A 21180-nucleotide genomic window follows, 5' to 3' on the forward strand; every position below is an offset into this window, starting at 1 on the left:
GTTGCCGACATGTAGCCACTGTAGGGGAAAGCGGCAAGAGCCGCCTTCTGCGGCATGGCGAAGCCGGACGAGCGGCCGAACGGCATTTCGGCGACACGCACAGCCTTGACAGGAAACCGCTGCGGCCGATAAAAGCCCCATCCGCTGGACGGGGCTGTAGCTCAGCTGGGAGAGCGCGTCGTTCGCAATGACGAGGTCAGGAGTTCGATCCTCCTCAGCTCCACCAGCGGATTTTCTCGACCCCTTGCCCAATGGATGCCGAGCACACCTCCTTGATAGCGGCGCTTTGTTGCTTGCGCACGCTGCCCGGCGATTTCGCGACGCTGAGAGAAGGCCACTTGCGACTTGCGGCCATCGAGGATTACCGGCGTGACCACGCGCTTTGGCGTCGGTCGGCTAGGGCCAGCCCCCAATTTGCTCGGCCGGCAGTTGCTGTAAGAATAGCCCAAGAGGATCGGCCTCCTTGTTCGCCTATTCTTTCTGTTTCCATTTTGCCGTGCTGACCTTCGCCGCTGGGGTCGTGACCACCTCGAAAATGCCCGTAAGCGATCCGTAAGCCGGGATCGCGGAACCTCTGCCCGTTGATAACAGCCGATTGCCGCAAGTCCTTCGACCTGCGGCCGTCGGGCCCGACGACGGGGATTGAAATGGCTGTCGCTCCAGCATTGCGCAATGAAGCCTGGGCGCTGTCGCGATTTGCGGCTGCCATCTGCTTCACGCAAGCGCAGCAAGGCGCGCGAACTGCCGGTGCCGCTCAAGCCACCCCTCTGGCCACCGCTCTGGCCCCCGTGGCAGTTACATGACCTGGACCGTTGACATGAAGGACCGCTTCGAAGCCATAGCGAACCCAAGCTGCCGGTTCGATATCTGGGACAATGAGAGTGGCGAGCCCGTGGTTCATCGCGGCCGATTGCTCTCCTTTGCCACGACGGAGACGGCGGAGCGGATTGCCGGCTTCCTCAACGAGACGGCCGCAGCCGGTGACGCCGAGCCGGCCCCGGAGGTACCGGATCAGGCGCCAGCACGTACCCGACGGGCGACGAAAAGGCATTACTCGGGATCGGGGTCTGTCATGACAGAACCTTCGGATTTCGCTGGGACGGGCAAGTCTTAGACCAGCCCGCGCTTGGCCATCATCGCTTCCGGTGAAGGCATCTTGCCGCGGAAGGCGGTGTAGAGTTCTTCCGGGTCCTTTGAGCCGCCGGCGGCGTAGATGTTCTTGCGCAGCCGCTCGGCCAGCGCCGGGTTGAAGGGATCGCCCGTCTCCTCGAAGGCGGCGAAGGCGTCGGCGTCAAGCACTTCCGACCACATGTATGAATAATAGCCGGCCGAATAGCCATCGCCGGCAAAGATGTGGCCGAAATGCGGGGTGCGGTGACGCATGGCGATGGTGTCGGGCATGTTGAGCTTTTCGAGCGTTTCGGCTTCGAAACGAAGCGGCTGATCCGCCGCGTCCGGCCGCGCGTGATAGGCCATGTCGACCAACGCCGAGGCCGTGAACTCGACCGTGGCGAAACCGGCACCGAAGGTGCGCGCCGCCAGCATTTTGTCGACCAGCGCCTTTGGCATCGGCATGCCGGTCTTGACATGCAGCGCATGTTTTTCCAGCACCGCCGGCACCGTCAGCCAGTGCTCGTAAAGCTGCGAGGGCAGTTCGACGAAATCGCGGCTGACCGACGTGCCCGCGACCGAGGGCCAAGTGACGTCGGTCAGCATGCCGTGCAGGGCATGACCGAATTCGTGGAACAGGGTCTTGGCTTCATCAACCGACAGCAAGGCTGCCTGGCCGGCCGGCGGCTTGGCGAAGTTCATGATGTTGTAGATGACCGGCTTCGACCCAGGGCCAAGCTTGTAGCCGGATTTCAGCGCACTCATCCAGGCGCCGGAGCGCTTTGACGGCCGCGCGAAATAATCGGCGAGGAACAGGCCGCGCTCGCTGCCGTCGGCATTCTTCACCACGAAAACGCGAGCGTCCGGGTGCCAGGCGGCAATGCCCTTCTTCTCCTCGAAAGAAATGCCGAACAATCGTGTCGCCACGTCGAAACAGGCGTCGATGATGTGATCGAGCTGCAGATACGGCTTCAGCTCGGCCTCGTCGAAGGCGAATTTCTCTGCGCGCAGCTTCTCCTGATAGAAGCGCCAGTCCCAGGCGGCGAATTTCTCGTTGCTGCCAGCCTCGGCCGCCAGCCGCCGCAATTCGGCCTGATCGCTTGCGGCCTTTTCCACCGCTTTTTCCCAGACCGGATCGAGCAGCGTGTGCACCGCCTCCGGCGTCTTTGCCATGGTGTCGTCGAGCTTCAATGCGGCGTAGGAAGCATAACCGAGCAGCTTCGCCTTCTCGGCGCGCAGGCGCAGCATGTCGCGCACCACTTCGGTGTTGTCGGTGGCGCCGCCATTCTGGCCGCGCATGATGAAGGCGCGGAACGCTGTCTCGCGCAGGTCGCGGCGTTCGGAGAAGGTCGAGAACGGCTCGTAGATCGAGCGCGACAGAGTGACGGCGTAGCGGCCTTTCTGGCCGCGCATCTCGGCGGCTTCGGCCATCGAGCTTTTCAGGAACTCCGGCAGGCCGGCTAGGTCTGCTTCGTCGAGGAACAGCGCCCAGTCGCGCTCATCGGCAAGCACGTTCTGGCCGAAGGTGGTGCCGAGCGACGATAATTCTTCGTTGATCGACGCAAGCCGCTTCTTGCCGTCGGCATCGAGCCTGGCGCCGGAGCGGACGAAGTTTTTCCAGGTCTTTTCCAGCACACGCAGCGTTTCGGCATCGAGCTTCAAAGCCTCGCGGCGCTGATAGAGACCGTCGATACGGGCAAACAGCCGCTCGTTCATCGAAATCGCCGAGAAATGCCGCGACATTTTTGGCGAGATGTCGCGCTCCAACGCCTGGATCGCCTCATTGGTGTGGGCGCCGGCGCGGCACCAGAAGATCGACGACACACGGTCAAGGGCCTCGCCGGCAAGCTCGAGCGCAGCAAGTGTATTCTCGATGGTCGGCGTCCCGGTGTTGCCGGCAATCGCCTCGATCTCGGCCTCATGCGCCTTCAGGGTCGCATCGAACACCGGAGAAAAATCACCGTCGCCGATGCGCGTGAAATCGGACAGGCCGAGCGGCCCTTGCCACGCAGTCAGCGGATGGGCGGCGAGGTCGATGGCGGACGGCATGGGCAAACTTTCGCTGAGTGGCGGGAGGAGGTGGATCGTCACCGATGTAAGGCGCCGGCCGGTTCCATGCAACAGCGCCCGGTTAGCGCTGAAAGCGTGCGCACATGGTGCCGTGAGTTATCATTCGAGCCGAATTCTATGCCCACCAAGATTATTATCTTGTAGCCTGCATTTTCCCTTGACTGAGGCTTCCACTCGTATGCGACCCTGAGGATGCCCACTCACGCGCCGTGCAGCAAAAGGTGCACTGTTCACCGGAATTCCTGGAATCCGACCTGACACCCGATCCAAGGGAACCTTAATGAGAGTAGAATTCCATGGCCTCACCTTCGACCTGCCTGCCGGATGGGTAGACATAGCCGGCGATCTTCCTGAGGGATCGCCACCTACCTTAGCCAAAGAAACGGACGGCTGCGGCGCGATTCAGTTCTCAATTGCGAAGTATCGTAGCGGGGAAAAACCAAACGCAGATGCTGATGTTCTGAGAACATTTATGATTCAGTTTTGTCATAATAATTCTATAGATGTAAGACATATCACGCAACATGAGTCTGAAGGCATAATCTCTGTTGGTGTATTGTCAGAAACCACCGACCAATTGTTATCTGCATGGTATATGTCAAACGGAATTGATTTTGTATTTATGACATATCTATGTCTTGGTGATGCATATTATCTAGAAGAATTGGACGTTGCTAGAGCAATCGTGTCGTCTATATCGTTTTAGGTAAGAATTACGGTGACAGTGCACTTTTTAGACGCGAAATAACACCGGCAATTCCAGCGCCCGTCCTCAATAACCTGGACGAAAATTTCGTCAGTAACCGTCGCAATTTTCGGCGATCGCGGCTTGCGAACTGGCGGTGATTTGGTCGTTGGCGACTGCAAAGGTCTCCTGCATCAGCATGTCGTTGCTGGGAAAATCATAGCAGGCGATCACAGTGGTGACGCCGCCCTCGGATTTCTCGATCCGGTGGCGGATTTCGGCCCCGGCGACGGCGCCTTGCCACTCGGCGATCGAGGCGATGAATTCCTGCTTGCTTTGCACGACGCCGAGGTCGTCAAGCTTGATGCGCACGTTATCGGCAAGCAGGTCCGACAATTCGGTGCGGTCGGCGACCAGCAGTGCCGAATACCAGCGGTCGATGATCGCGCTATCGTCGGCGCGGGCGACATTTGCTGAGCACAGCAGTGCCGCCGCCGCGAACGCGAACCGAGCTCGCACCATGCCTAGTCTCCTACTCCGTCTCCGGCCGCTCGAAATCGCCGGTGTCCTTGTTCATCACCCAAAGCTCGCCGGTCGAAATATCGAACCAGGCACCGTGCAGCGACAGCCGCCCCTTGCCTTCGAGGATCGAAACACAAGGGAAGGTGCGCAGATTGGCTATGGAATAGCGGATCGAGATGCGCTCCAGCGCCGTCTGGCGCTCGGTCGCGGTCATGAAGGTGCTGGACGATACGGTCTCGGCCGCCGGCGCGATCAGGCTCATCCATTTGCCGATGAAATCGCCCGGCGACAAGGGTGCCGCCGTGGTGTCGAGTGCCGCACGGATGCCGCCGCAGCGGCCGTGGCCCATCACCACGATGTTCTTGACCTTGAGGCTCTGCACGGCAAATTCGAGCGCCGCCGATGTCGAGTGGAACTGATCGTCGGGCGCATAGGGCGGCACCAGATTGCCGACATTGCGCAGCACGAACAGCTCGCCGGGCCCGGCATCGAAGATCGCTTCGGGCGCGGCCCGGGAATCGCAGCAGGCGACGATCATCGTTTCCGGTGCCTGGCCCTCCCGCGCCAGCGAGCGATAACGCCCGCTTTCGGTGAGATAGCGGCCGCTCATGAAACTGCGGTAGCCGGCGAGAAGATGGTCGGGAAGATGGGGCATGGGCGGCGTCTGGAGCCTTTCCGGATTAGAGGCGGCAGCTCGGTTCAATCTCATAGGCTCTAGCGCATCAGTCCGAAAATCGGAAACCGATTTTCGGAAAGCGCGATGCGTGGTTTCAACATGTCAGCCTGTACTTTGCATGCAATCGAACGAACGCCACTGTTAATCGGGCTCAGAACCGCAGATTGGCGCCGGCGCGCAGCAAAAGCCAGTAGAACAGGCCGGTCGCACCGACTGCGAGGAGCATCGCCAGGATGAAGCCGCTGGGAGCCTCGGAGAATGGCAGCCCACCAGTGTTCATGCCGAATATGCCGACGATCAGCGTGCCCGGCAGAAGCAGCGCACTCATCACTGCCAGCGCCTTCAAGCTGCGATTGGATTCGTCGGCGAGCTCGGCTGCAAGCTCCTCCTGCAGCAGCCTTGCCCGGTCGTTGATCATGACGACCTCGCGGTCGAGCCGCTCCAGGCGGACGGCAAGCCGGCGCAAAACGGCATGTGCGCCGGCGGAGAGGTTCCAGGCGGAGCGGTCCTCGTCCTGGAAAAGCGCTGCCAAGGCCGAGATCGGCCGATGCAGGGACACGGCAAGCCGGCGCACATCCTTTAGTTGCCGCCTTTCATCGGCAAGCCGCTCGGTCACGAGATGGTCCTCGACCGCATCGAGCCGCTTCGTCGCCGCGGCGAGCCGCAGGCTGGCGGTTTTGCAAAGGGCCATGACCAGCGTCTCGAACAGCTCGAATGCTGTGGCCGGCCGCAGCCCTGCGGCAAGCGCGGTGTGCACTTCCTCCACCGCCGCCAGCGGATGGCGCCGGCCGGTTACCAGCAGCCGCTCCGAGACCGCAAAATGCAATCTGCCGATCGTCGTCGACTGATGGGCGATCTCGCCATGCAGGTCGGCCGAAATGCCGTGGACGACGCCGTTCTCATGGGCCAGCACCAGGCTGTCCTCGTGCCCTTCGAGGATTGCATGAGCCGACGCCGGCAGCGCGCAGGCATGGCTGACCCAGGAATGGGCGCGCCGGTCGACAAGGTCGACATGCAGCCAGACCCAGCCGTCCGGTGATGCCAGTGCGGCCTCTATGTCTCTGGGCGCCAGCGGTTCGGGAGCTTTGCCGGGAGCGGCATGATAAGCCCAGACCAACCCGGGAGCATGATGCTGGTCGTCCGCGGCAAGCAATGTCAGATGCGATGCGTCATTCATGGCCGCCGCCGAAACAAAGCGCGTTCAGGTGATCCGGGAGGCGCCGGAGCCGGCGCCGCGACATTCTGGTCAAGCCCTGTCCCCGCTCAGAACACCTGGCGGAAGATGGCGAACAACACGAAGGCAAGACAGATGGAGACCGGAAGGGTCAGCATCCAGGCCATCAGCATGTTGCGCACCGTCGCCCATTGCAGGCCCGAGCCGTTCGCCGCCATGGTGCCGGCAACGCCCGAGGACAGGACATGGGTGGTCGAGACCGGCAGGCCGAGATAGTCGGCCGATGCGATCGTCGCCATGGCGACAAGCTCGGCGGACGCACCCTGACCGTAGGTCAGATGGCTTTTGCCGATCTTCTCGCCGACAGTGACGACGATGCGCTTCCAGCCGACCATCGTGCCGAGGCCGAGCGCCAGCGCGATGGCGACCTTGACCCAGAGCGGGATGAACTTCGTCGCGTTGTCGACCGCCTTGTGATAGATCGTCACCGCCTTCAGGTCGTCTGCCTCCATCGGCAACAGCTTCTTCTTGTCGATCAGCTTCAGCGCTTCACCGATAAGATAGATGTTGTTGCGGGCGTTGCTGACCAGAGTTGTCGGCAGCTTTTCCACGGACGGATAGGGCGACAACATGGCGCTGGTGTCATGGATGAAGCTCTGCAGGGCAGGCGTGGTCTCGTCCTTCCAGGTCTTGGTACGGACGGCGTCGCCGACCGCTGTGGCAGCGTCGGTCACGGCGACGCCGGGCTTGACGTATTTGCCGAGCACGGTCTCGACCTCAGTCGCCGCCGACTTATAGGCTTCGAGATAGTTGATATCGGGCGTGCGGTTCAGCGCGAAGGCGGTCGGCACTACGCCGATCAGGATGAGCATGATGAGGCCCATGCCCTTTTGCCCGTCATTGGAGCCGTGGGCAAAGCTGACGCCGGTGCAGGTGAAGATAAGCAACGCCCGGATCCACAGCGGCGGCGGGGCTCTCGACTTAGGCGCCTCGTAGAGCTCGCGGTTCCTGACCAGCAGCTTCATCACCAGAAGCAGCAGCGCAGCCAGGCCGAACCCGACCAGCGGTGAGATCAGAAGCGACAGGCCGACATTGAACGCCTGCGACCAGTCGATGCCGCTGGTGATGGAGCCGGCCGGAGCCGTGAACTGGTTGGCGAGGCCGACGCCGATGATCGAGCCGATCAGTGTGTGCGAGCTCGAGGCAGGCAGGCCGAGATACCAGGTTCCGAGATTCCAGATGATCGCGGCGACCAGCAGCGCGAAGACCATGGCCAGTCCCGAGCTCGATCCGACCTGAAGGATCAACTCGACCGGCAGCAGCGAAATGATGCCGAAGGCGACCGCCCCGCTGGCGGTGAGCACGCCGAGGAAGTTGAAGAAGCCGGACCACATCACCGCAAGCTCGGCCGGCATGGAATGCGTGTAGATCACCGTTGCCACCGCATTGGCGGTGTCGTGAAAACCGTTGACGAATTCGAAGCCGAGCGCGATCAGCAGCGCCAGGCCAAGCAGGATCCACGGCACCGCGACGGTGCTGGTCAGGTCCTGGCCGAGTGCGTAGCCGACATAGGCAAGGCCGCCCAGGACGATGACGGCAAAGGCCGGCAGAAACCATTTGCCGGTGCTGTTCGGCCGGTCGAGCGGATGCTCCGGCCTTGGAATTCCTGCTTCGCTTGAAACAATATCGACCATACCCCACTCCTCGTGCATTGCAGCAAAGAATGGGAGGACGCTATGTCCGCACAATGAAGCCTGTGTGACGGCAGGGCAGGTTGAGGTGACGCAAACGGGGCAATCGAAGCAAACTGACGTCCCGACAGTCGGAGCAACTGAACCCCGGCGAAGGCAACCCTCGCCTATCCCGCGATCTCCAGCAGGGACGATATCAGCAGCCGGCGCTCATCGGCGGAGAGAACATCCGAACCGAACAGGTTCATGCTGCGAAGCCCTTCGATGGCGAGATAGCAGACCAGCAGCGCCTTGAGGTCCGGCGTCTCGCCCTTCAGCCGCTCGAAAACCTGCCGCCTGAACGATTTTATCGGCGTCAGGAAATCAGGATCTTCGGCGATCGCCGAAAAGATCCAGGAGGCCGACGGTTTCGACTCCTCGGCACGATCGGCCGAAAGCCTGATATAGGCTGCAAGCGGGCTTTCGCCGCTGACGCCGCTCGTGCGAGCGGACTCCAGCGCCTGTTGGAACTCGCGCAGGTAGTCCTCGACCAGCGCCTGCATCAGCTTCGCCTTGGTCGGAAAATTGTAGAGGAGGCCGCCTTTCGACACGCCGGCACGGCTGGCGACCGCATCCAACGACAGGCTGCCAGGACCCGTCTCGCGCGCCACGTCGGCGGCGGCGGCGAGAATTTTCTCGCGCGAATTTGCTCTGCGGACCTTCATCAATCGTTCCCCCATTCATTAGCTTAGGCGGAATTGACAAGACCGTCCAGACGGTACAGTAAGATCGCCGTCATTTGAAATTGGGACCAGTCACAGGTATGTGTTCCGGTCATCCGACGGTTATGCTGGGCCGTGGCCGAGGGGACTGTTCGTGATCAAGCGCTTCATCATCGCCTTCATTCTGCTCGTGCTGGTGTGCGGCGGCATCGTCGGCTGGCAGCTTTTCCGTGACAAGATGGCCCAACAGTTCTTTGCCACCATGAAGCCGCCGGCCACGACAGTGTCGACGGTCGTTGTTAAACCGACGTCCTGGACGCCCGGCATCGAGGCGATCGGTACGGTCAGTGCCGTACGCGGCGTCGACCTGACGGTGGAGACCGCCGGCATCGTCAAGGACATCCTGTTTCACGCCAATCAGAAGGTCGCCGCCAACGCCGTGCTGCTGCAGCTCGACGATGCCGTCGAGCGAGCCGACCTCGTGGCGTCGAAGGCGCAAGCCACATCCGACCAGACGACGTTGACGCGCGCTCTTGAGCTGCAGAAGCGCGGCGTCGGCACCGACGCTACGCTCGACACGGCGCAGGCAGCGGCGTCGGTCTCCGCCGCGCAGGTAAACAAGCTGCAAGCGGTGCTCGACCAAAAACAGTTGACGGCCCCTTTCAAAGGCACCGTGGGTATTCCGAAAATCGACCTTGGCCAGTATCTCACACCCGGCACCGCCGTGGTGACCTTGCAGGACATGGACACGATGCGTGTCGATTTCACGGTTCCGGAGCAGCAGCTTCCGCAGCTGAAGATCGGCCAGACGGTGCGGCTGGGCATTGGCGGCGGCGACATGCCGTTCGCCGGCAGCATTCGCGGTATCGATCCGAAGATCGATCCGACGAGCCGGCTGGTGACGGTGAGGGCGGAGGTCGCCAATCCGGAAGGCAAGCTGACGCCCGGCCAGTTCGTCCAGGTGCGCGTCGAACTGCCCGAGGACAAGAACGTGCTGGCGCTGCCGCAGACCGCCCTGACCTCCAGCCTGTACGGTGACTTCGTCTTCGTGGTGCGCCCGGCCACATCCGCCGAAACCAACGGCGCGGCTCCCGAGGCAAAGCCGGAAGAAAAGCCCGCCGCGGATGCTGCCAAGCCCGCTGCCGAAGCGCCCGAGGCAAAGCCGGAAGAAAAGCCGACTGCTACCCCGGCCAAACCGACAGCGGAAGAACAGAAGCCGCAGCTCGTGCTCGCTCAGGTGTTCGTCAAACCGGGCCGCCGCAACGCCGGTCTGGTCGAGATCCTGCAAGGCATCGCGCCCGGCGACGAAGTCGTCACCGCCGGTCAGAACCGGCTCTTCAACGGCATGTCGGTCGCCGTCGACAACACGATCGACCCGACCAAGCCGGGGAACCAGCAGGCAGCCCAGCAATGAGCTTTTCCGACATCTTCATCCGCCGCCCGGTCCTTTCGACTGTGCTCGCCTTGATGATCCTGCTTCTGGGTTTCCAGGGCATCTTCAACCTTTCGATCCGGCAGTATCCGGAGGTTGAAGAAACGGCGATCACGATCACCACGGCCTATCCCGGCGCCAGCGCCGACCTGATCCAGGGGTTCATTTCCGCGCCGATCGCGCGTGCCGTCGCTTCGACCGAAAACATCGATTATGTCACGTCGGCGAGCCGGCCGTCCTCCAGCACCGTGACGGTGCAGATGAAACTCGGCTCCAACCCCGACGTCGCTCTGAACGAAGTGTTGTCGAAGGTGCAAGGCGTGCGTGGTGACTTGCCGGACGAGGCCAAGGATCCGGTGATCATCAAGGGCACCGGCCAGCAGTTCGCGATGATGTACATCTCGATGCAGAATCCGAACATGACGCGGGAACAACTCACCGAATATATCGAACGCGTCGTGCGGCCGCGTATGTCGACGGTCGAAGGTGTCGCCGACGTGCAGATATTCGGCGCCGCCGACTATTCGATGCGCGTCTGGATCGACCCGATCAAGCTGGCCGCGCGCGGCGGTGCGCTCGACGTTGCAGACGCCGGAGGCCTTCGCCGCTCTGCCGCTCCGCTCGAAGGACGGCAATGTGGTGAGACTGCGCGATGTGGCGCGGGTGGAGCTCGCCGCCGAGAACACCGACGCTAGGGTGAGCTTCAACGGCAAGCCCGGCACATTTCTTGCCATCTTCCCGACGCCGGCCGCCAACCCGCTGACCACTGCGGCGGCAATCCACAAGATAGTGCCGACCATTCAGGAGACGCTGCCGCAAGGCATGACGATCGAGGTCGTCTACGATTCGACCGAGCAGATCAGCGCTTCGATCGAAGAGGTGTTCAAGACCATCGGCGAAGCCGTCGCCATCGTCATCGTCGTCATCCTGCTCTTCCTCGGCTCGTTCCGCTCGGTGATGATGCCGATCGTGACCATTCCGCTGTCGCTGATCGGCGTTTGCTTCCTGCTGCTTTCGCTGGGCTATTCGATCAATCTGTTGTCGTTGCTGGCCATGGTGCTGGCAATCGGCCTCGTCGTCGACGATGCCATTGTGGTGGTGGAAAACATTCACCGCCACATGGAAGAAGACGGTTTGTCGCCGATGCAGGCGGCCTTCAACGGCATGCGGGAGATTTCGTCCGCCGTCGTCGCCATGACGATAACACTGGCCGCCGTGTTCGCACCGCTGGCCTTCACCGGCGGCCTGACCGGTGCGCTGTTTCGCGAATTCGCGGTGACGCTGGCCGGCTCAGTGGTGCTGTCGGGTGTCGTCGCCCTCACCATCACACCGATGATGTCGGCACGCATCCTGAGGGCAGGTTCGCACAGCCGCTTCCAGCGCATTGTCGATAACACGTTCGGGCGCGTCGAAAACACCTATGAGCGGCTCGTCACCGGCTCGTTGAAATATCGCCCGGTGACGCTGATGATCGTCCTCGCGCTGGTCGCGACGACCGGCTTCATGTTCACCAAGACCCCGAGCGAGTTGGCGCCGGAAGAAGACCAGGGCTTCCTGCTTTCGATCGTGACGGCGCCGCGCTATGCAACGTCCGATTATACCGAGCGCTACGTCAACCAGATACTCGGCCTGGTCAAGGACCTGCCGGAAACCAGGGCGCAGTTTTCGGCTGTCGCCTTCGACGGCCAGACCAGCGGCGCCTTTGTCGGCTTTGCGTTCAAGGACTGGGCCGAGCGCGCCCGCAACTCCAAGGAGATTCAGGAGGATATCCAGGGCCGGCTGGGTAAGGTGGCGGGCGTCAAGGCTTTCGTCTTCGCGCCGCCGACGCTGCCCGGCTCCGGCGGCGGCCTGCCGATCACGATGGTGGTGCGCTCGACCGGCGAGGCCTCCGAAGTCTACGAGGCGGCGGAAAATATCAAGAACAAGGCGCAGGCCTCCGGCCGCTTCATCGTCGTGGAGAATTCGATGGCCTACGACGCGCCGCAAGTCACGGTGACGATCGATCGCGACCGCGCCGCCGCACTCAACCTGCCGATCGCCGATATCGGCCGAACGCTGACGCTCTTGGTCGGTGGCGCCGAAGTGGCGCAGTTCGACCGCGACTCCAACAGCTACGACATCATCCCGCAGGTGCCGCAGCAATTCCGCGACAACCCTGAAAAGCTGGGCGAGTATTTCGTGCGCAGCGTTTCAGGCGAGATGGTGCCGCTCTCGGCGGTGGTTAAGATCTCGACCAACGCCTCTCCGGCCGCGATCGAGCAGTTCAACCAGTTGAACTCCGCCACGATTTCCGCTCTGCCGCTGCCCACCGTCACCACCGGCGACGGGCTGAAGACCATCGAGGACATTGCCAGGCAAAGCCTGCCAGACACTTTCTTCATCGACTATACCGGTCAATCGCGGCAGGAGAAGGAACAGGGCTACACGATCATCATCGCTTTCGCGGCGGCGGTGCTGGTCATCTATCTGGTGCTGGCTGCGCAGTTCGAAAGCTTCCGCGATCCGCTGATCATCATGATGGCGGTGCCGCTGTCGATCTTCGGCGCGATCGTGCCGCTTAATATCGGGCTCGGCACGCTCAACATCTACACGCAGGTCGGCTTGATCACGCTGATCGGCCTGATCACCAAGCATGGCATCCTGCTGGTCGAGTTCGCCAACCAGCAGCGTGAAATGCACGGCATGCGGCGGCGCGACGCGATCATCGCCTCGGCCAAGGTGCGGCTGCGGCCGATCCTGATGACGACGGCGGCGATGGCGCTAGGCGTGGTGCCCCTGATCATCTCCAGCGGCGCCGGTGCCGCGGCACGCTATTCGATGGGCTTGGTGATCTTCACCGGCATCCTGGTCGGAACCATGTTCACGCTGTTCGTGGTGCCGATGTTCTACACCTTCATCGCCAGCAAGGACCTGCCACATCACGCCGAAAAGCCGGATCCGAAGCTGATGCCGGTGATGCCAGATTAGATTGTACTAATATTATGCTAATAAAGAAGGCCGGATTTCCGGCCTTTTTTGGGAGCGACGAGAGCAGCATCGCTCACTTGACGATGACGATGCTGGTGTTGGCCGGGCCGAAGACCTCGACGAGCTGGTAGAAATCGGCGGCGTTGTCCGGATGCAGACGCACGCAGCCATGCGAGGCCGGCTGGCCGAGGCGCTTGGTGGCGCTTGTCGCATGTACGGCGTAGCCGCCGCTGAAGAACACCGAATGCGGCATCGGGGCGTTATCGTATTTCTTCGAATACCACATTGCATGCATGCGGGTCGGCTTGAACGAACCGGTTGGCGTGACGTGCGTCCGGTCCCCGGTCGAGACCTTCCAGGCGAATGTCGGCCGGCCGTCGACTAGGATTTCCATGGTCTGCTGCGACAGCGACACACGCGCAACGATCTTGTTGGCGGCGGCGTGGGCTGTGCCGTTGCCGGCCCCGAAAAGCAAGGCAGCACCGGTGATGATTGCGGCGGTGACGTTGATGAGCTTGGCGGAAATGGCAGTGTACATGATGTCTCCCCTATTCTGCCGGTCGGGGCCGGCTCCAATTCGATGACCGGCTTATCGGGGCGTCATGTTTCGAGCCGATTTCGCTAGATGCGCGTTTCTGTTTCGATTGTGTTTCCTCTGGTTAACAAAAAGAGTCCGCGCAAAGCGGCTTCCAGTCGCGCGATACCATTAGGACGGTGCCATGTTTGCAAAAAGGGATCGGCTTTTCACAAGGAGATCGGCCGAGCCGCGGCACGAATACGCGGTTGCCTTTCGTTTGAGAGGAATTCACCTGACTCCGAAACCGAGCTGCAACAAACCGCGGCCTCGGCGGCATGATCCGGATACAGCACACGGGCAAAGTTGACCTAACGAAAACAGCCGGCACCGAACGATCGGAAGCCAACACTGTTTTCGCTACGGTCTAAATTGGTCTGGATAGTTTCCAGCCTGCGCATCGACCGGCTCAAGGCCCTCTGGCGGGGGCGGCTTCGGGCTGTTGAGGATGCGCGGCGCCTCCGGCAACTTGCTGCCGAGAGGACCGAAGGCCCGCGCCGCAACGGGGGGCTCCGCTGGCGGCGGGGGGGGGGGGGGGGGGGGGGGGGGGGGGGGCCGGCCGCCACCCCGAGTCTTGGGGGGCGCGCGAGAGGGACAATGTACGCTGGCGGGGGGGGGGTGGTTGCGGTGGGGGGGCGCCCCGGCAAACTTGCTGCCGTGAGCACCTACGGCCCGCGCCCCACGGGGGGCCCCGGGGGGCGGCGGGGGCGCTTCGGGGGTTCCCCTGAAGCGCCCGCAAATCCCAATTTTGAGGAACGAACAGGATGAAAACGAAATTCGCCGCTTCCGTGCTTTCTGCCCTGCTCTACGTGCAGGGCCTGCTCGGCATTGCCGGCCTCGCCACCGTGCTGCTGAAGGAACGTGCCCATGCCGGCGAGTTCAGCACGAACAGTGAAATGCCGTCAGGCCCGTCGCTTCTCGTGGTGCGCTGAGGAAAGAGCATCGGACCCCAAAAGTGGAAACCGGTTTTGGGAAAATCCGATGCTCAAAACAAAAGGGTGGCTGTCCTGCATTCAATCGGCGAATTGCGTCGGCGGATCGAACCGGTAACCCGCACCCCGTATGGTGGTGATGGTTTCGGTATCGAGCTTGCGGCGCAGCCGCACTATGCGCGAATCGATCGACCGGTCGAAGGCTTCGGCATTTTCGGCGGGCGCGGCGGCGATGATGTCGTCGCGCGTCAGCACCTTGCGCGGGCTGGCCAGGAACAGCCTGAGCAGCGCCACCTGCCCGGGCGAAAGCTGTTCTTCCGTGCCCGAGCGGTGCATGACGATGGCCGATCGAAGATCGACGGTCGCGTTCTCCAGCACGATCAATTCTCCGGCGCTCCTGCCGCGCCGCGCCAAAAGGCCGCCGACGCGGGCGGCGAGCTCCCTGACATTGAGCGGGCTTTCGACGACGTCGGCGGCGCCGAGCTCGAGCGCCAGCACCTTGTCGACCAGATCGGCCGGGCGGCAGATCAGGATGAAATCCGGTCCACCTTCGCCGCCATGGCGCCTGAGCAGGTCGCGCCCCTCCGCCTGGCTGACGCTGTCGCCGACAACCACGACATCGATGCCCTTTTCCGAAAGCAGCGATTCGGCTTCCCACGGCTGTCGCGCCGCGCGGACGTCATGACCGCGTCGCTTGAGATGATCGGCGAGATCGGTCGCAATTACTTCAGCGACGGAAACAAGCGCGATGACGGATCGTGCAGCCATGTTTTTCTACCCCGCATACGGCAACCCAAGAAGAGTGCTGGACATCATGTTTATACCCAATCTACTTTCCGCTGAAAGCGGGAGCGAAAGCATCGTGCGGGCACGAATTGTCATTGTCGAGGACGAGCCCGACCTGAGGGACGCGGTCGCCGAGTATCTCGGCGCCAGCGGCTATGATGTGGCCACGGCCGAAAGTGCGGCGGCGGCGCGAGACCTTTTGGAAACGCAGTCCTTCCATCTGGCCATTCTCGACATCGCCATGCCGGGCGAGGACGGCTTGTCGCTCGGCCGCTGGATGCGGTCGAAAATGCCGATCGGCATTATCTATGCGACCGCCGCCGGTACCGCGCTCGACCGCATCGTGGGACTGGAGCTCGGCGCCGACGACTACATCGTCAAGCCCTACGAATTGCGCGAAGTGCTGGCCAGGGTGCGCAGCGTGCTGCGCCGCGTTCCGGAGCCGACCGAGCCACAAAAGGCCAAGGCCGAAACATCTGGCGGACGCCGGTCCGTGAGCTTCGGACCCTTTCACGCCGATCTCGACGGCAGGCTCGTCACCGGTGCCAACGGCGCGGTCATCGACATGGCCAAGAGCGAGTTCGACGTGCTGGAGGTGTTCCTGACGCGCGCCAACCGGCTGTTGACGCGGGCGGCGATCTCCGAGGCGATCGGTTTCGTCGAGGACCCGGAATCGTCCCGCGCCGTCGACATCCGCATCATGCGGCTGAGAAAGAAGATCGAAGCGGACCCGGCCAATCCGAAATTCCTGCGCACGGTGCGCGGCGAAGGCTATATCTTCTCGCTGCCGGCCGGCGAAAATAACTAAGGCCCGGCGGCTTGAGCAAGCCACGGCCAGGAAATGACGGCTGACCATGACCGCTGAAACAGCACGGGCGGAAATGCAGGGCGCGGCGATGGCGGCCGTGCATGTGGTTCGCCGGCTGCGCCAAGCCGGCGACTGGCAGCACGAGATGGAGGGTATCCTCCAAACGCTCTGCGAAGCCATGGATTGTCACCGCGGCATCCTGTTTCGCCTGCGCGAGCTGCCCGGCCAGGGCTTCGCCCAGTCGGTCGCCGCTTATTGGATCGCCCCCCGGTTTGGCGGCGAACTGGCGTCACCTACGGTGATCATGCAGTCGGTCGTCGATTCGGACCCGTTGCTGGAACAGCTGGCGGAAGACGAACGCCAAGGCAAGATCTTCGCCGGGCACACACGCGATCTCGAAGGCTTTCTGCGGACCGATTTCGAAAAGCAGAATATCAAGTCGTTCCTGTCGGTGTCGGTCTTTTCGCACGGTAACCTGTGGGGCACGCTGGCGGTCAACGACTGCGTCAACGAACGCGAATGGACGGATGAGGAAGAGGCGGCGCTGCACATCGTGGCACTCGCCATCGGTGATGCCATCGAACGGTCGCCCTCCGACGCGCATGCCAGCGAAGTCATTCGCCGCACCATGCTGCAGGCCTCGCTCGACGCCATCATCGTCATCGACGAGACCGGCTCGATTATCGAATTCAATCCGGCTGCCGAGAAGATGTTCGGCTATCAGCGCAGCGACATCCTCGGCAAGGACCTGCTCGATACGGTCGTGCCGGAATATTACCGCAAGGGCTATGCGTCGGGCGCCGAATACATGTCGGGCCGCGGCGCGCCGATGGTCGGCCAACGGCTCGAAACGGTCACCCAGAACGCCGCCGGCGAGGTTTTTCCGATCGAACTGACGGCAACCGAGATGCGGGTCGCGGATCGCCATCTGATCTTCGGCTCCATCCGCGACCTGCGCGACAGATTGCGCGCCGAGGAGGAAATCAACCGCCAGCGCGAAAAACTGCACCAGAACGAGAAGATGGCGGCGATGGGCTCGCTGCTTGCCGGCGTTTCGCACGAGCTCAACAACCCGCTGGCCGTGGTCGTCGCCCAGTCGACGCTGCTGCATGAATTCGCCGCCGATCCGCAGCCCAAGGTGCGCGCCTAAAAGGTGCGCGCCGCTGCCGAGCGCTGCGGCCGTATCGTCAAAAGCTTCCTGTCGATGGTCCGCCTGCACCCGACGGCACAGGCCGAGACCGACCTCAATCAGGTGATCCGCGCGGCACTCGAAGTGACCGCCTATGGCGCGCGATCGAGCGGCATCATCATCGACACCGATTTCGCCAGCGGCCCGTTGCTGGCCATGGCGGATGCCGACCACGTGACGCAGGTGGCCGCCAACTTCCTCATCAACAGCCAGCACGCCTTGGCCGGCATTGCCGGCGATCGGCGGATCAAGGTCCGGACGTTTCGCAGCGACCGCGGCAACCCCGGATTCTCGGTCGAGGACAACGGGCCGGGCGTGCCGGAAGCGATACGCTCACGCATATTCGAATCCTATTTCACCACCAAGCCGGTCGGCGTCGGCACCGGCATCGGCCTGTCGATCTCCAAATCGATCATCGAGCGGCACAATGGCAATATCTGGTTCGAGGAGGTTTTGCCGAGGGGCGCGCGTTTTGTCGTGCAGCTGCCGGCGATCTCCGCCGGCGCGGCCGCCGCCGGCGACAGTCCGTCGCGGTCGAGCGGCTTGCGTCACGCGCTGATCATAGACGATGAGCCGGATGTCGCGGCGTCGCTCTCCGACATCCTGGAGCTGATGGGCATCAAGTCGCGGATCGTGCCGGCCTGGGTCTCGGCCGCCGCGACCCTGAGCGGCCACATACAGCCTGACATCGTGTTTTCCGATTTGCGCATGCCCGGCACCAGCGGCATAGCCGCCTATCGCGAGCTGCTTGCCGAAATGCCGGATCTGGCGCGGCGCTTCGTGCTGGTCACCGGCGACCTGATCGGCGCGAAAGGCGAGATCGAGGCGCTGCCGGCGCCGCAGCGGCCGCAAATCCTGGAAAAACCGTTCAGCACGCTGGACGTGCGCGGCGTGCTTTCGGCCATTGCCGAGCAGGCGGCTTCGGGCGGCTAGACTCTCAGAGAGACAAAAAGGAAGAAAAAAGACTCCCGGCCGACATTGCGGCGGGAGCCTGACTGGAGTGCTGGAGGGCGCTCGCGAAAAGATCAAAAAACGTTCGGCGTGTCGGCCAGCGGGGCTGCATTGGCGATCATACGGACCGGCCGGGCCCTGCCTGACTGGGCAGCGATGGCGCGCAGGCAGTCCAGGCTCTCGGCGCCCCAGGCCTGACCCTTGCAGGCAAAATCGATGTCCGGGATCGGCAGGCGCGCCGTCTTGGTCGTGGTCGTCGCGCCGTCGATGAGGTTGGCCGGCGGGTTCAGCGAGGCGAAGGCCGGACCGACCGTCGGCGTGAACGCCATGCCGGCAAATGCGGTGGCGGCCAGCAGCATGAACATCGCCATCGGATGATCACTGGCGCGCTGGCGCAGCGCCAGCTTCGGGCGCCGGTCGTTGCGCTGCGGGCCCTGCAGGCGATGGTCGTTATCGGTGATCTGGGTTTTCGTATGCATCGTCGGTTCCTTCGGTGTTCTTCTTTTCCCTGTTGAAACGAACTTAATCGCACCTTGTAACGGGCCAACGATGATGGATTAACGATTGTGTAACCGGCATGAAACCAGGCCCGCGGCCATTCCGGGGCAAACTGATCATGGTAGCTGGCCGCACCGGTGGCATTCAGCGCTCGTTTCCCGCTATCCACGGCACCGGATTCACGTCGCCTTTTGCAGGTCCACGGAGGGCCGGGCGCTCAACAAGCGTAAGGGGATTAACGTCCGGATTTCCCGGGATTTTCCCAGCCTCGACCATTCGGGTTCGGCTCACACATACCGCGCGATTTCACGTCAGGAATTCGCCTTATTTTCGCAAGCCATTGCATTTCAATGGAAAATCTTTATTTATTGAACGAGTATTCAATAAATAACGAGTCTTTTATGAACCCGCATCTGCGCGACGTGGCAATCCCCAACGATTGGGATCGGCGGGGGCTGCCGGGCTGGAGTTATCATTCCGACGCCTTGCTCGAACTCGAGAAAGAGCACGTCTTCCGCAACCACTGGCAGATTGCTGGCCATGTCTCGGACGTGCCGAACGCCGGCGACTATCTGACGATGGATGTGGTTGGCGAGCGGGCGCTGATCGTGCGCGGCAAGGATGGCGTGGTGCGTGCCTTCAACAATATGTGCCGCCACCGCGGCAGTCGCGTCGTCGCCGACAGCCAGGGCACTTGCAAGAATGCGCTGGTCTGCCCTTTCCATGGCTGGGTCTACAATCTCGACGGCACGCTGCGCGGTGCTGCCCGCCCGCGTTCCTTCCCGGACCTCGACAAGACCGAATTCGGCCTGATGCCGCTCGAGCTCGAAATCTGGATGGGCTTCATCTTCATCCGTTTCCGCAAGGGTGGCCCTCAGCCATCCGTGGCCGAGCTGTTGAAGCCGATCGAAGCCGAGATTGCCCATTACGGTGTGGCCGAGATGGTGCCGTCCTGGGGCATCTGGACCCAAAAGACGCCGGTCAACTGGAAGTCGGTGCGCGACGTCGACAATGAAGGCTACCACGTCGCCATGGCGCATCCGGCGCTGCAGGATCTTTACGGCGCGACCTATTTCGACGAGCCGTTCGTCAACGGCGTGTCGCGCTCGTTTGCCACCTACAACCCGCATGCCGGACGGCGCTGGAGCGTCGCGCAATACATCAAGCTCGCACCCGAGGCGAAGCACTTGCCGGAGCACCTGCGCAAGGCCTGGATCTACTATGGCATCTTCCCGAACAACGCGCTGTCGATCATGCCCGAATCGGTGCAGTTCTATCAGGAGTTCCCGCTGTCGACGGGTGAGACGCTGCTGCGCGGCGCCATCTACCGCTATCGCGACGAGACCAGGGAGCAGGCGGCTGCCCGCTACCTATCCTACCGCATCGACCGCGACACGCTGGCCGAGGATGTGCAGCTTTCGATATGGTCTAACGAATCCATGCTGTCCGAAGCCTTTGGGGGTTTTTACCTTTCCGATCTCGAATATGGCGTGCGCACCCACCACGACCATTTGCGCAAGCAAATTCCCGTGCTCGGATTGGAGACCGCGCCCGAGGAGAAGGATATGTGGGCGCTCAACGAGGCGCTCAGATCACGCTCCTGACGCATGTCGCCCAAAACGTTGGCCGTGATTCTCAGGCCCAGATGGCGACGGGAATGCCGAAACGATCGGCGAGCGGCGGATCCGGAAACGGCATTGCCTCGCCTCTGGCGATGCGGCCGGCAATCAGCATCATCGCCGCGGCATCGAGGAAATCGTCGGCGGCTGCACCGCGCGGCGGCGGCCGGTCGAGAAAATCCTGACCATAACCATGCCCGACAAGCAGCGCCTTGCGTTCGGTCATGCCGGCTGGATTGACGCTGCCCCTAATCTTCTTCGGCAAGCGCATCGCCCGGTCGCCGTTCAGCCTGCAGAAGGCGACTTCCGGATGCGATTCGAAGACGCGGCTGCGCAATTCGGGCCGGCCGATCAGCAGCGAATCGATCTCGCGGATCTTGGCGAAGATGCCGAAGGCCTGGATCGAGACGCCACGCGGCGGATCGGAGGTTGTCTTGGCCACCTCGCTGGCCTTGCGATGTGCGGCGTACCAGGCTTCGACCGTGGTGAAGGCTTCCATCTCGGCGTAGAGCGCGGCGCGGGAGGGGATGGCAAAGACACTGGACTGCCGGGCACCGAGAAGCGGCCGCACCAGCGCCTCCGGGCCGCGACCGCCTCTTTGCGAGAAATCAGGCAGGCCGATCGGCATATCGACCGCCACGATCGCATTGGCGGGTAGCTGGTCGAGCAACGCTGCGAAACTTGGGAAAACGGCTGCCGATGGTACGGCACCGGGATCGCGACGGACGGCTATCCAGCCGGCCTTGCAACCGTCGACCCCGATAAGCGCAACATCCTTGGGCATAACATTCTGGG

16 protein-coding genes, 1 tRNA gene and 2 pseudogenes are annotated in these 21180 nt (G+C 62.5%); 9 read left to right on the forward strand and 10 right to left on the reverse strand.

Annotated elements, in window-relative coordinates; genetic code table 11:
• Positions 1 to 150: 150 nt before the first annotated feature.
• Together NKJ08_RS06085 and NKJ08_RS06090 are read left to right on the forward strand one after the other, a co-directional pair.
• Positions 151 to 226: transfer RNA gene (locus tag NKJ08_RS06085), tRNA-Ala, on the forward strand.
• A gap of 573 nt (positions 227 to 799) precedes the next feature.
• Complete coding sequence (locus tag NKJ08_RS06090; protein WP_352523005.1) at positions 800 to 1114, forward strand: hypothetical protein; 315 nt, start codon at positions 800 to 802, stop codon at positions 1112 to 1114.
• Here the strand turns inward: NKJ08_RS06090 and NKJ08_RS06095 are convergent.
• Entirely contained in the window at positions 1111 to 3165 is a 2055-nt protein-coding gene (locus NKJ08_RS06095; RefSeq protein WP_352781565.1) for a M3 family metallopeptidase, read from the reverse strand. The two genes, NKJ08_RS06090 and NKJ08_RS06095, sit on opposite strands and share 4 nt — an antisense overlap.
• A 295-nt stretch (positions 3166 to 3460) precedes the next feature.
• On the opposite strand from NKJ08_RS06095, the gene NKJ08_RS06100 reads away from it, so the two are divergent.
• Positions 3461 to 3886: a hypothetical protein gene (locus NKJ08_RS06100; RefSeq protein ID WP_352781533.1), complete on the forward strand. Its 426-nt coding sequence runs from the start codon at positions 3461 to 3463 to the stop codon at positions 3884 to 3886.
• Positions 3887 to 3976: 90 nt separating this feature from the next.
• Here NKJ08_RS06100 and NKJ08_RS06105 read toward each other — a convergent pair whose 3' ends face one another.
• From NKJ08_RS06105 to NKJ08_RS06125, 5 genes are all read right to left on the reverse strand, one after another.
• A complete protein-coding gene (locus NKJ08_RS06105; protein WP_352523003.1) occupies positions 3977 to 4387 on the reverse strand; it encodes a nuclear transport factor 2 family protein in 411 nt (136 codons plus the stop codon).
• Between the two features lie 10 nt (positions 4388 to 4397).
• On the reverse strand, positions 4398 to 5042 hold the full coding sequence (locus NKJ08_RS06110; protein ID WP_352523002.1) for a carbonic anhydrase: 645 nt from the start codon (positions 5040 to 5042) through the stop codon (positions 4398 to 4400).
• A gap of 172 nt (positions 5043 to 5214) precedes the next feature.
• A complete protein-coding gene (locus NKJ08_RS06115; protein ID WP_352523001.1) occupies positions 5215 to 6240 on the reverse strand; it encodes a transporter in 1026 nt (341 codons plus the stop codon).
• 86 nt (positions 6241 to 6326) lie between these two features.
• Positions 6327 to 7931: an inorganic phosphate transporter gene (locus NKJ08_RS06120; protein WP_352523000.1), complete on the reverse strand. Its 1605-nt coding sequence runs from the start codon at positions 7929 to 7931 to the stop codon at positions 6327 to 6329.
• A 164-nt stretch (positions 7932 to 8095) separates the two neighbouring features.
• On the reverse strand, positions 8096 to 8632 hold the full coding sequence (locus tag NKJ08_RS06125; RefSeq protein WP_352522999.1) for a TetR/AcrR family transcriptional regulator: 537 nt from the start codon (positions 8630 to 8632) through the stop codon (positions 8096 to 8098).
• A gap of 151 nt (positions 8633 to 8783) precedes the next feature.
• Here NKJ08_RS06125 and NKJ08_RS06130 point away from each other — a divergent pair, with 151 nt between their 5' ends.
• Together NKJ08_RS06130 and NKJ08_RS06135 are read left to right on the forward strand one after the other, a co-directional pair.
• Positions 8784 to 10043, forward strand: a complete 1260-nt coding sequence (locus tag NKJ08_RS06130; RefSeq protein WP_502904153.1) for an efflux RND transporter periplasmic adaptor subunit — start codon at positions 8784 to 8786, stop codon at positions 10041 to 10043.
• Positions 10040 to 13028: pseudogene (locus NKJ08_RS06135) on the forward strand (efflux RND transporter permease subunit). The gene NKJ08_RS06130 and the pseudogene NKJ08_RS06135 overlap by 4 nt, the downstream one beginning before the upstream one ends.
• Positions 13029 to 13101: 73 nt before the next feature.
• Here the strand turns inward: NKJ08_RS06135 and NKJ08_RS06140 are convergent.
• On the reverse strand, positions 13102 to 13566 hold the full coding sequence (locus NKJ08_RS06140) for a L,D-transpeptidase (RefSeq protein ID WP_352522997.1): 465 nt from the start codon (positions 13564 to 13566) through the stop codon (positions 13102 to 13104).
• Positions 13567 to 14366: 800 nt separating this feature from the next.
• Between NKJ08_RS06140 and NKJ08_RS06145 the strand changes: the two genes are divergently transcribed.
• Positions 14367 to 14534 (forward strand): hypothetical protein, encoded by a 168-nt coding sequence (locus tag NKJ08_RS06145; RefSeq protein ID WP_352522996.1) that lies wholly within the window; start codon positions 14367 to 14369, stop codon positions 14532 to 14534.
• Between the two features lie 81 nt (positions 14535 to 14615).
• Here the strand turns inward: NKJ08_RS06145 and NKJ08_RS06150 are convergent, their stop codons facing one another.
• Entirely contained in the window at positions 14616 to 15302 is a 687-nt protein-coding gene (locus tag NKJ08_RS06150) for a response regulator transcription factor (RefSeq protein WP_023721317.1), read from the reverse strand.
• 46 nt (positions 15303 to 15348) lie between these two features.
• Here NKJ08_RS06150 and NKJ08_RS06155 point away from each other — a divergent pair, with 46 nt between their 5' ends.
• Complete coding sequence (locus tag NKJ08_RS06155; protein ID WP_352492215.1) at positions 15349 to 16128, forward strand: response regulator; 780 nt, start codon at positions 15349 to 15351, stop codon at positions 16126 to 16128.
• Between the two features lie 88 nt (positions 16129 to 16216).
• Positions 16217 to 18250 (forward strand): annotated as a pseudogene (locus tag NKJ08_RS06160) (PAS domain S-box protein).
• Between the two features lie 92 nt (positions 18251 to 18342).
• Here the strand turns inward: NKJ08_RS06160 and NKJ08_RS06165 are convergent.
• Positions 18343 to 18747, reverse strand: coding sequence for a hypothetical protein (locus tag NKJ08_RS06165; RefSeq protein WP_352522994.1), 405 nt, complete (start codon positions 18745 to 18747; stop codon positions 18343 to 18345).
• A 420-nt stretch (positions 18748 to 19167) separates the two neighbouring features.
• On the opposite strand from NKJ08_RS06165, the gene NKJ08_RS06170 reads away from it, so the two are divergent.
• On the forward strand, positions 19168 to 20370 hold the full coding sequence (locus tag NKJ08_RS06170; protein ID WP_352522993.1) for an aromatic ring-hydroxylating oxygenase subunit alpha: 1203 nt from the start codon (positions 19168 to 19170) through the stop codon (positions 20368 to 20370).
• A gap of 31 nt (positions 20371 to 20401) precedes the next feature.
• Here the strand turns inward: NKJ08_RS06170 and NKJ08_RS06175 are convergent, their stop codons facing one another.
• Entirely contained in the window at positions 20402 to 21169 is a 768-nt protein-coding gene (locus NKJ08_RS06175; protein WP_352523071.1) for a DUF429 domain-containing protein, read from the reverse strand.
• Positions 21170 to 21180 lie beyond the last annotated feature (11 nt).

This window comes from Mesorhizobium sp. M0244 (assembly GCF_040321795.1).
Taxonomy (GTDB): domain Bacteria; phylum Pseudomonadota; class Alphaproteobacteria; order Rhizobiales; family Rhizobiaceae; genus Mesorhizobium.

What these genes read in the sequence shown, in the direction of transcription:
- NKJ08_RS06090 (WP_352523005.1), top strand. Translation starts at nt 800, where the DNA reads ATGACCTGGACCGTTGACATGAAGGACCGCTTCGAAGCCATAGCGAAC.
- NKJ08_RS06100 (WP_352781533.1), top strand. Translation starts at nt 3,461, where the DNA reads ATGAGAGTAGAATTCCATGGCCTCACCTTCGACCTGCCTGCCGGATGG.
- NKJ08_RS06105 (WP_352523003.1), bottom strand. Translation starts at nt 4,387, where the DNA reads ATGGTGCGAGCTCGGTTCGCGTTCGCGGCGGCGGCACTGCTGTGCTCA.
- NKJ08_RS06110 (WP_352523002.1), bottom strand. Translation starts at nt 5,042, where the DNA reads ATGCCCCATCTTCCCGACCATCTTCTCGCCGGCTACCGCAGTTTCATG.
- NKJ08_RS06115 (WP_352523001.1), bottom strand. Translation starts at nt 6,240, where the DNA reads ATGAATGACGCATCGCATCTGACATTGCTTGCCGCGGACGACCAGCAT.
- NKJ08_RS06120 (WP_352523000.1), bottom strand. Translation starts at nt 7,931, where the DNA reads ATGGTCGATATTGTTTCAAGCGAAGCAGGAATTCCAAGGCCGGAGCAT.
- NKJ08_RS06125 (WP_352522999.1), bottom strand. Translation starts at nt 8,632, where the DNA reads ATGAAGGTCCGCAGAGCAAATTCGCGCGAGAAAATTCTCGCCGCCGCC.
- NKJ08_RS06140 (WP_352522997.1), bottom strand. Translation starts at nt 13,566, where the DNA reads ATGTACACTGCCATTTCCGCCAAGCTCATCAACGTCACCGCCGCAATC.
- NKJ08_RS06145 (WP_352522996.1), top strand. Translation starts at nt 14,367, where the DNA reads ATGAAAACGAAATTCGCCGCTTCCGTGCTTTCTGCCCTGCTCTACGTG.
- NKJ08_RS06150 (WP_023721317.1), bottom strand. Translation starts at nt 15,302, where the DNA reads ATGGCTGCACGATCCGTCATCGCGCTTGTTTCCGTCGCTGAAGTAATT.
- NKJ08_RS06155 (WP_352492215.1), top strand. Translation starts at nt 15,349, where the DNA reads ATGTTTATACCCAATCTACTTTCCGCTGAAAGCGGGAGCGAAAGCATC.
- NKJ08_RS06165 (WP_352522994.1), bottom strand. Translation starts at nt 18,747, where the DNA reads ATGCATACGAAAACCCAGATCACCGATAACGACCATCGCCTGCAGGGC.
- NKJ08_RS06170 (WP_352522993.1), top strand. Translation starts at nt 19,168, where the DNA reads ATGAACCCGCATCTGCGCGACGTGGCAATCCCCAACGATTGGGATCGG.
- NKJ08_RS06175 (WP_352523071.1), bottom strand. Translation starts at nt 21,169, where the DNA reads ATGCCCAAGGATGTTGCGCTTATCGGGGTCGACGGTTGCAAGGCCGGC.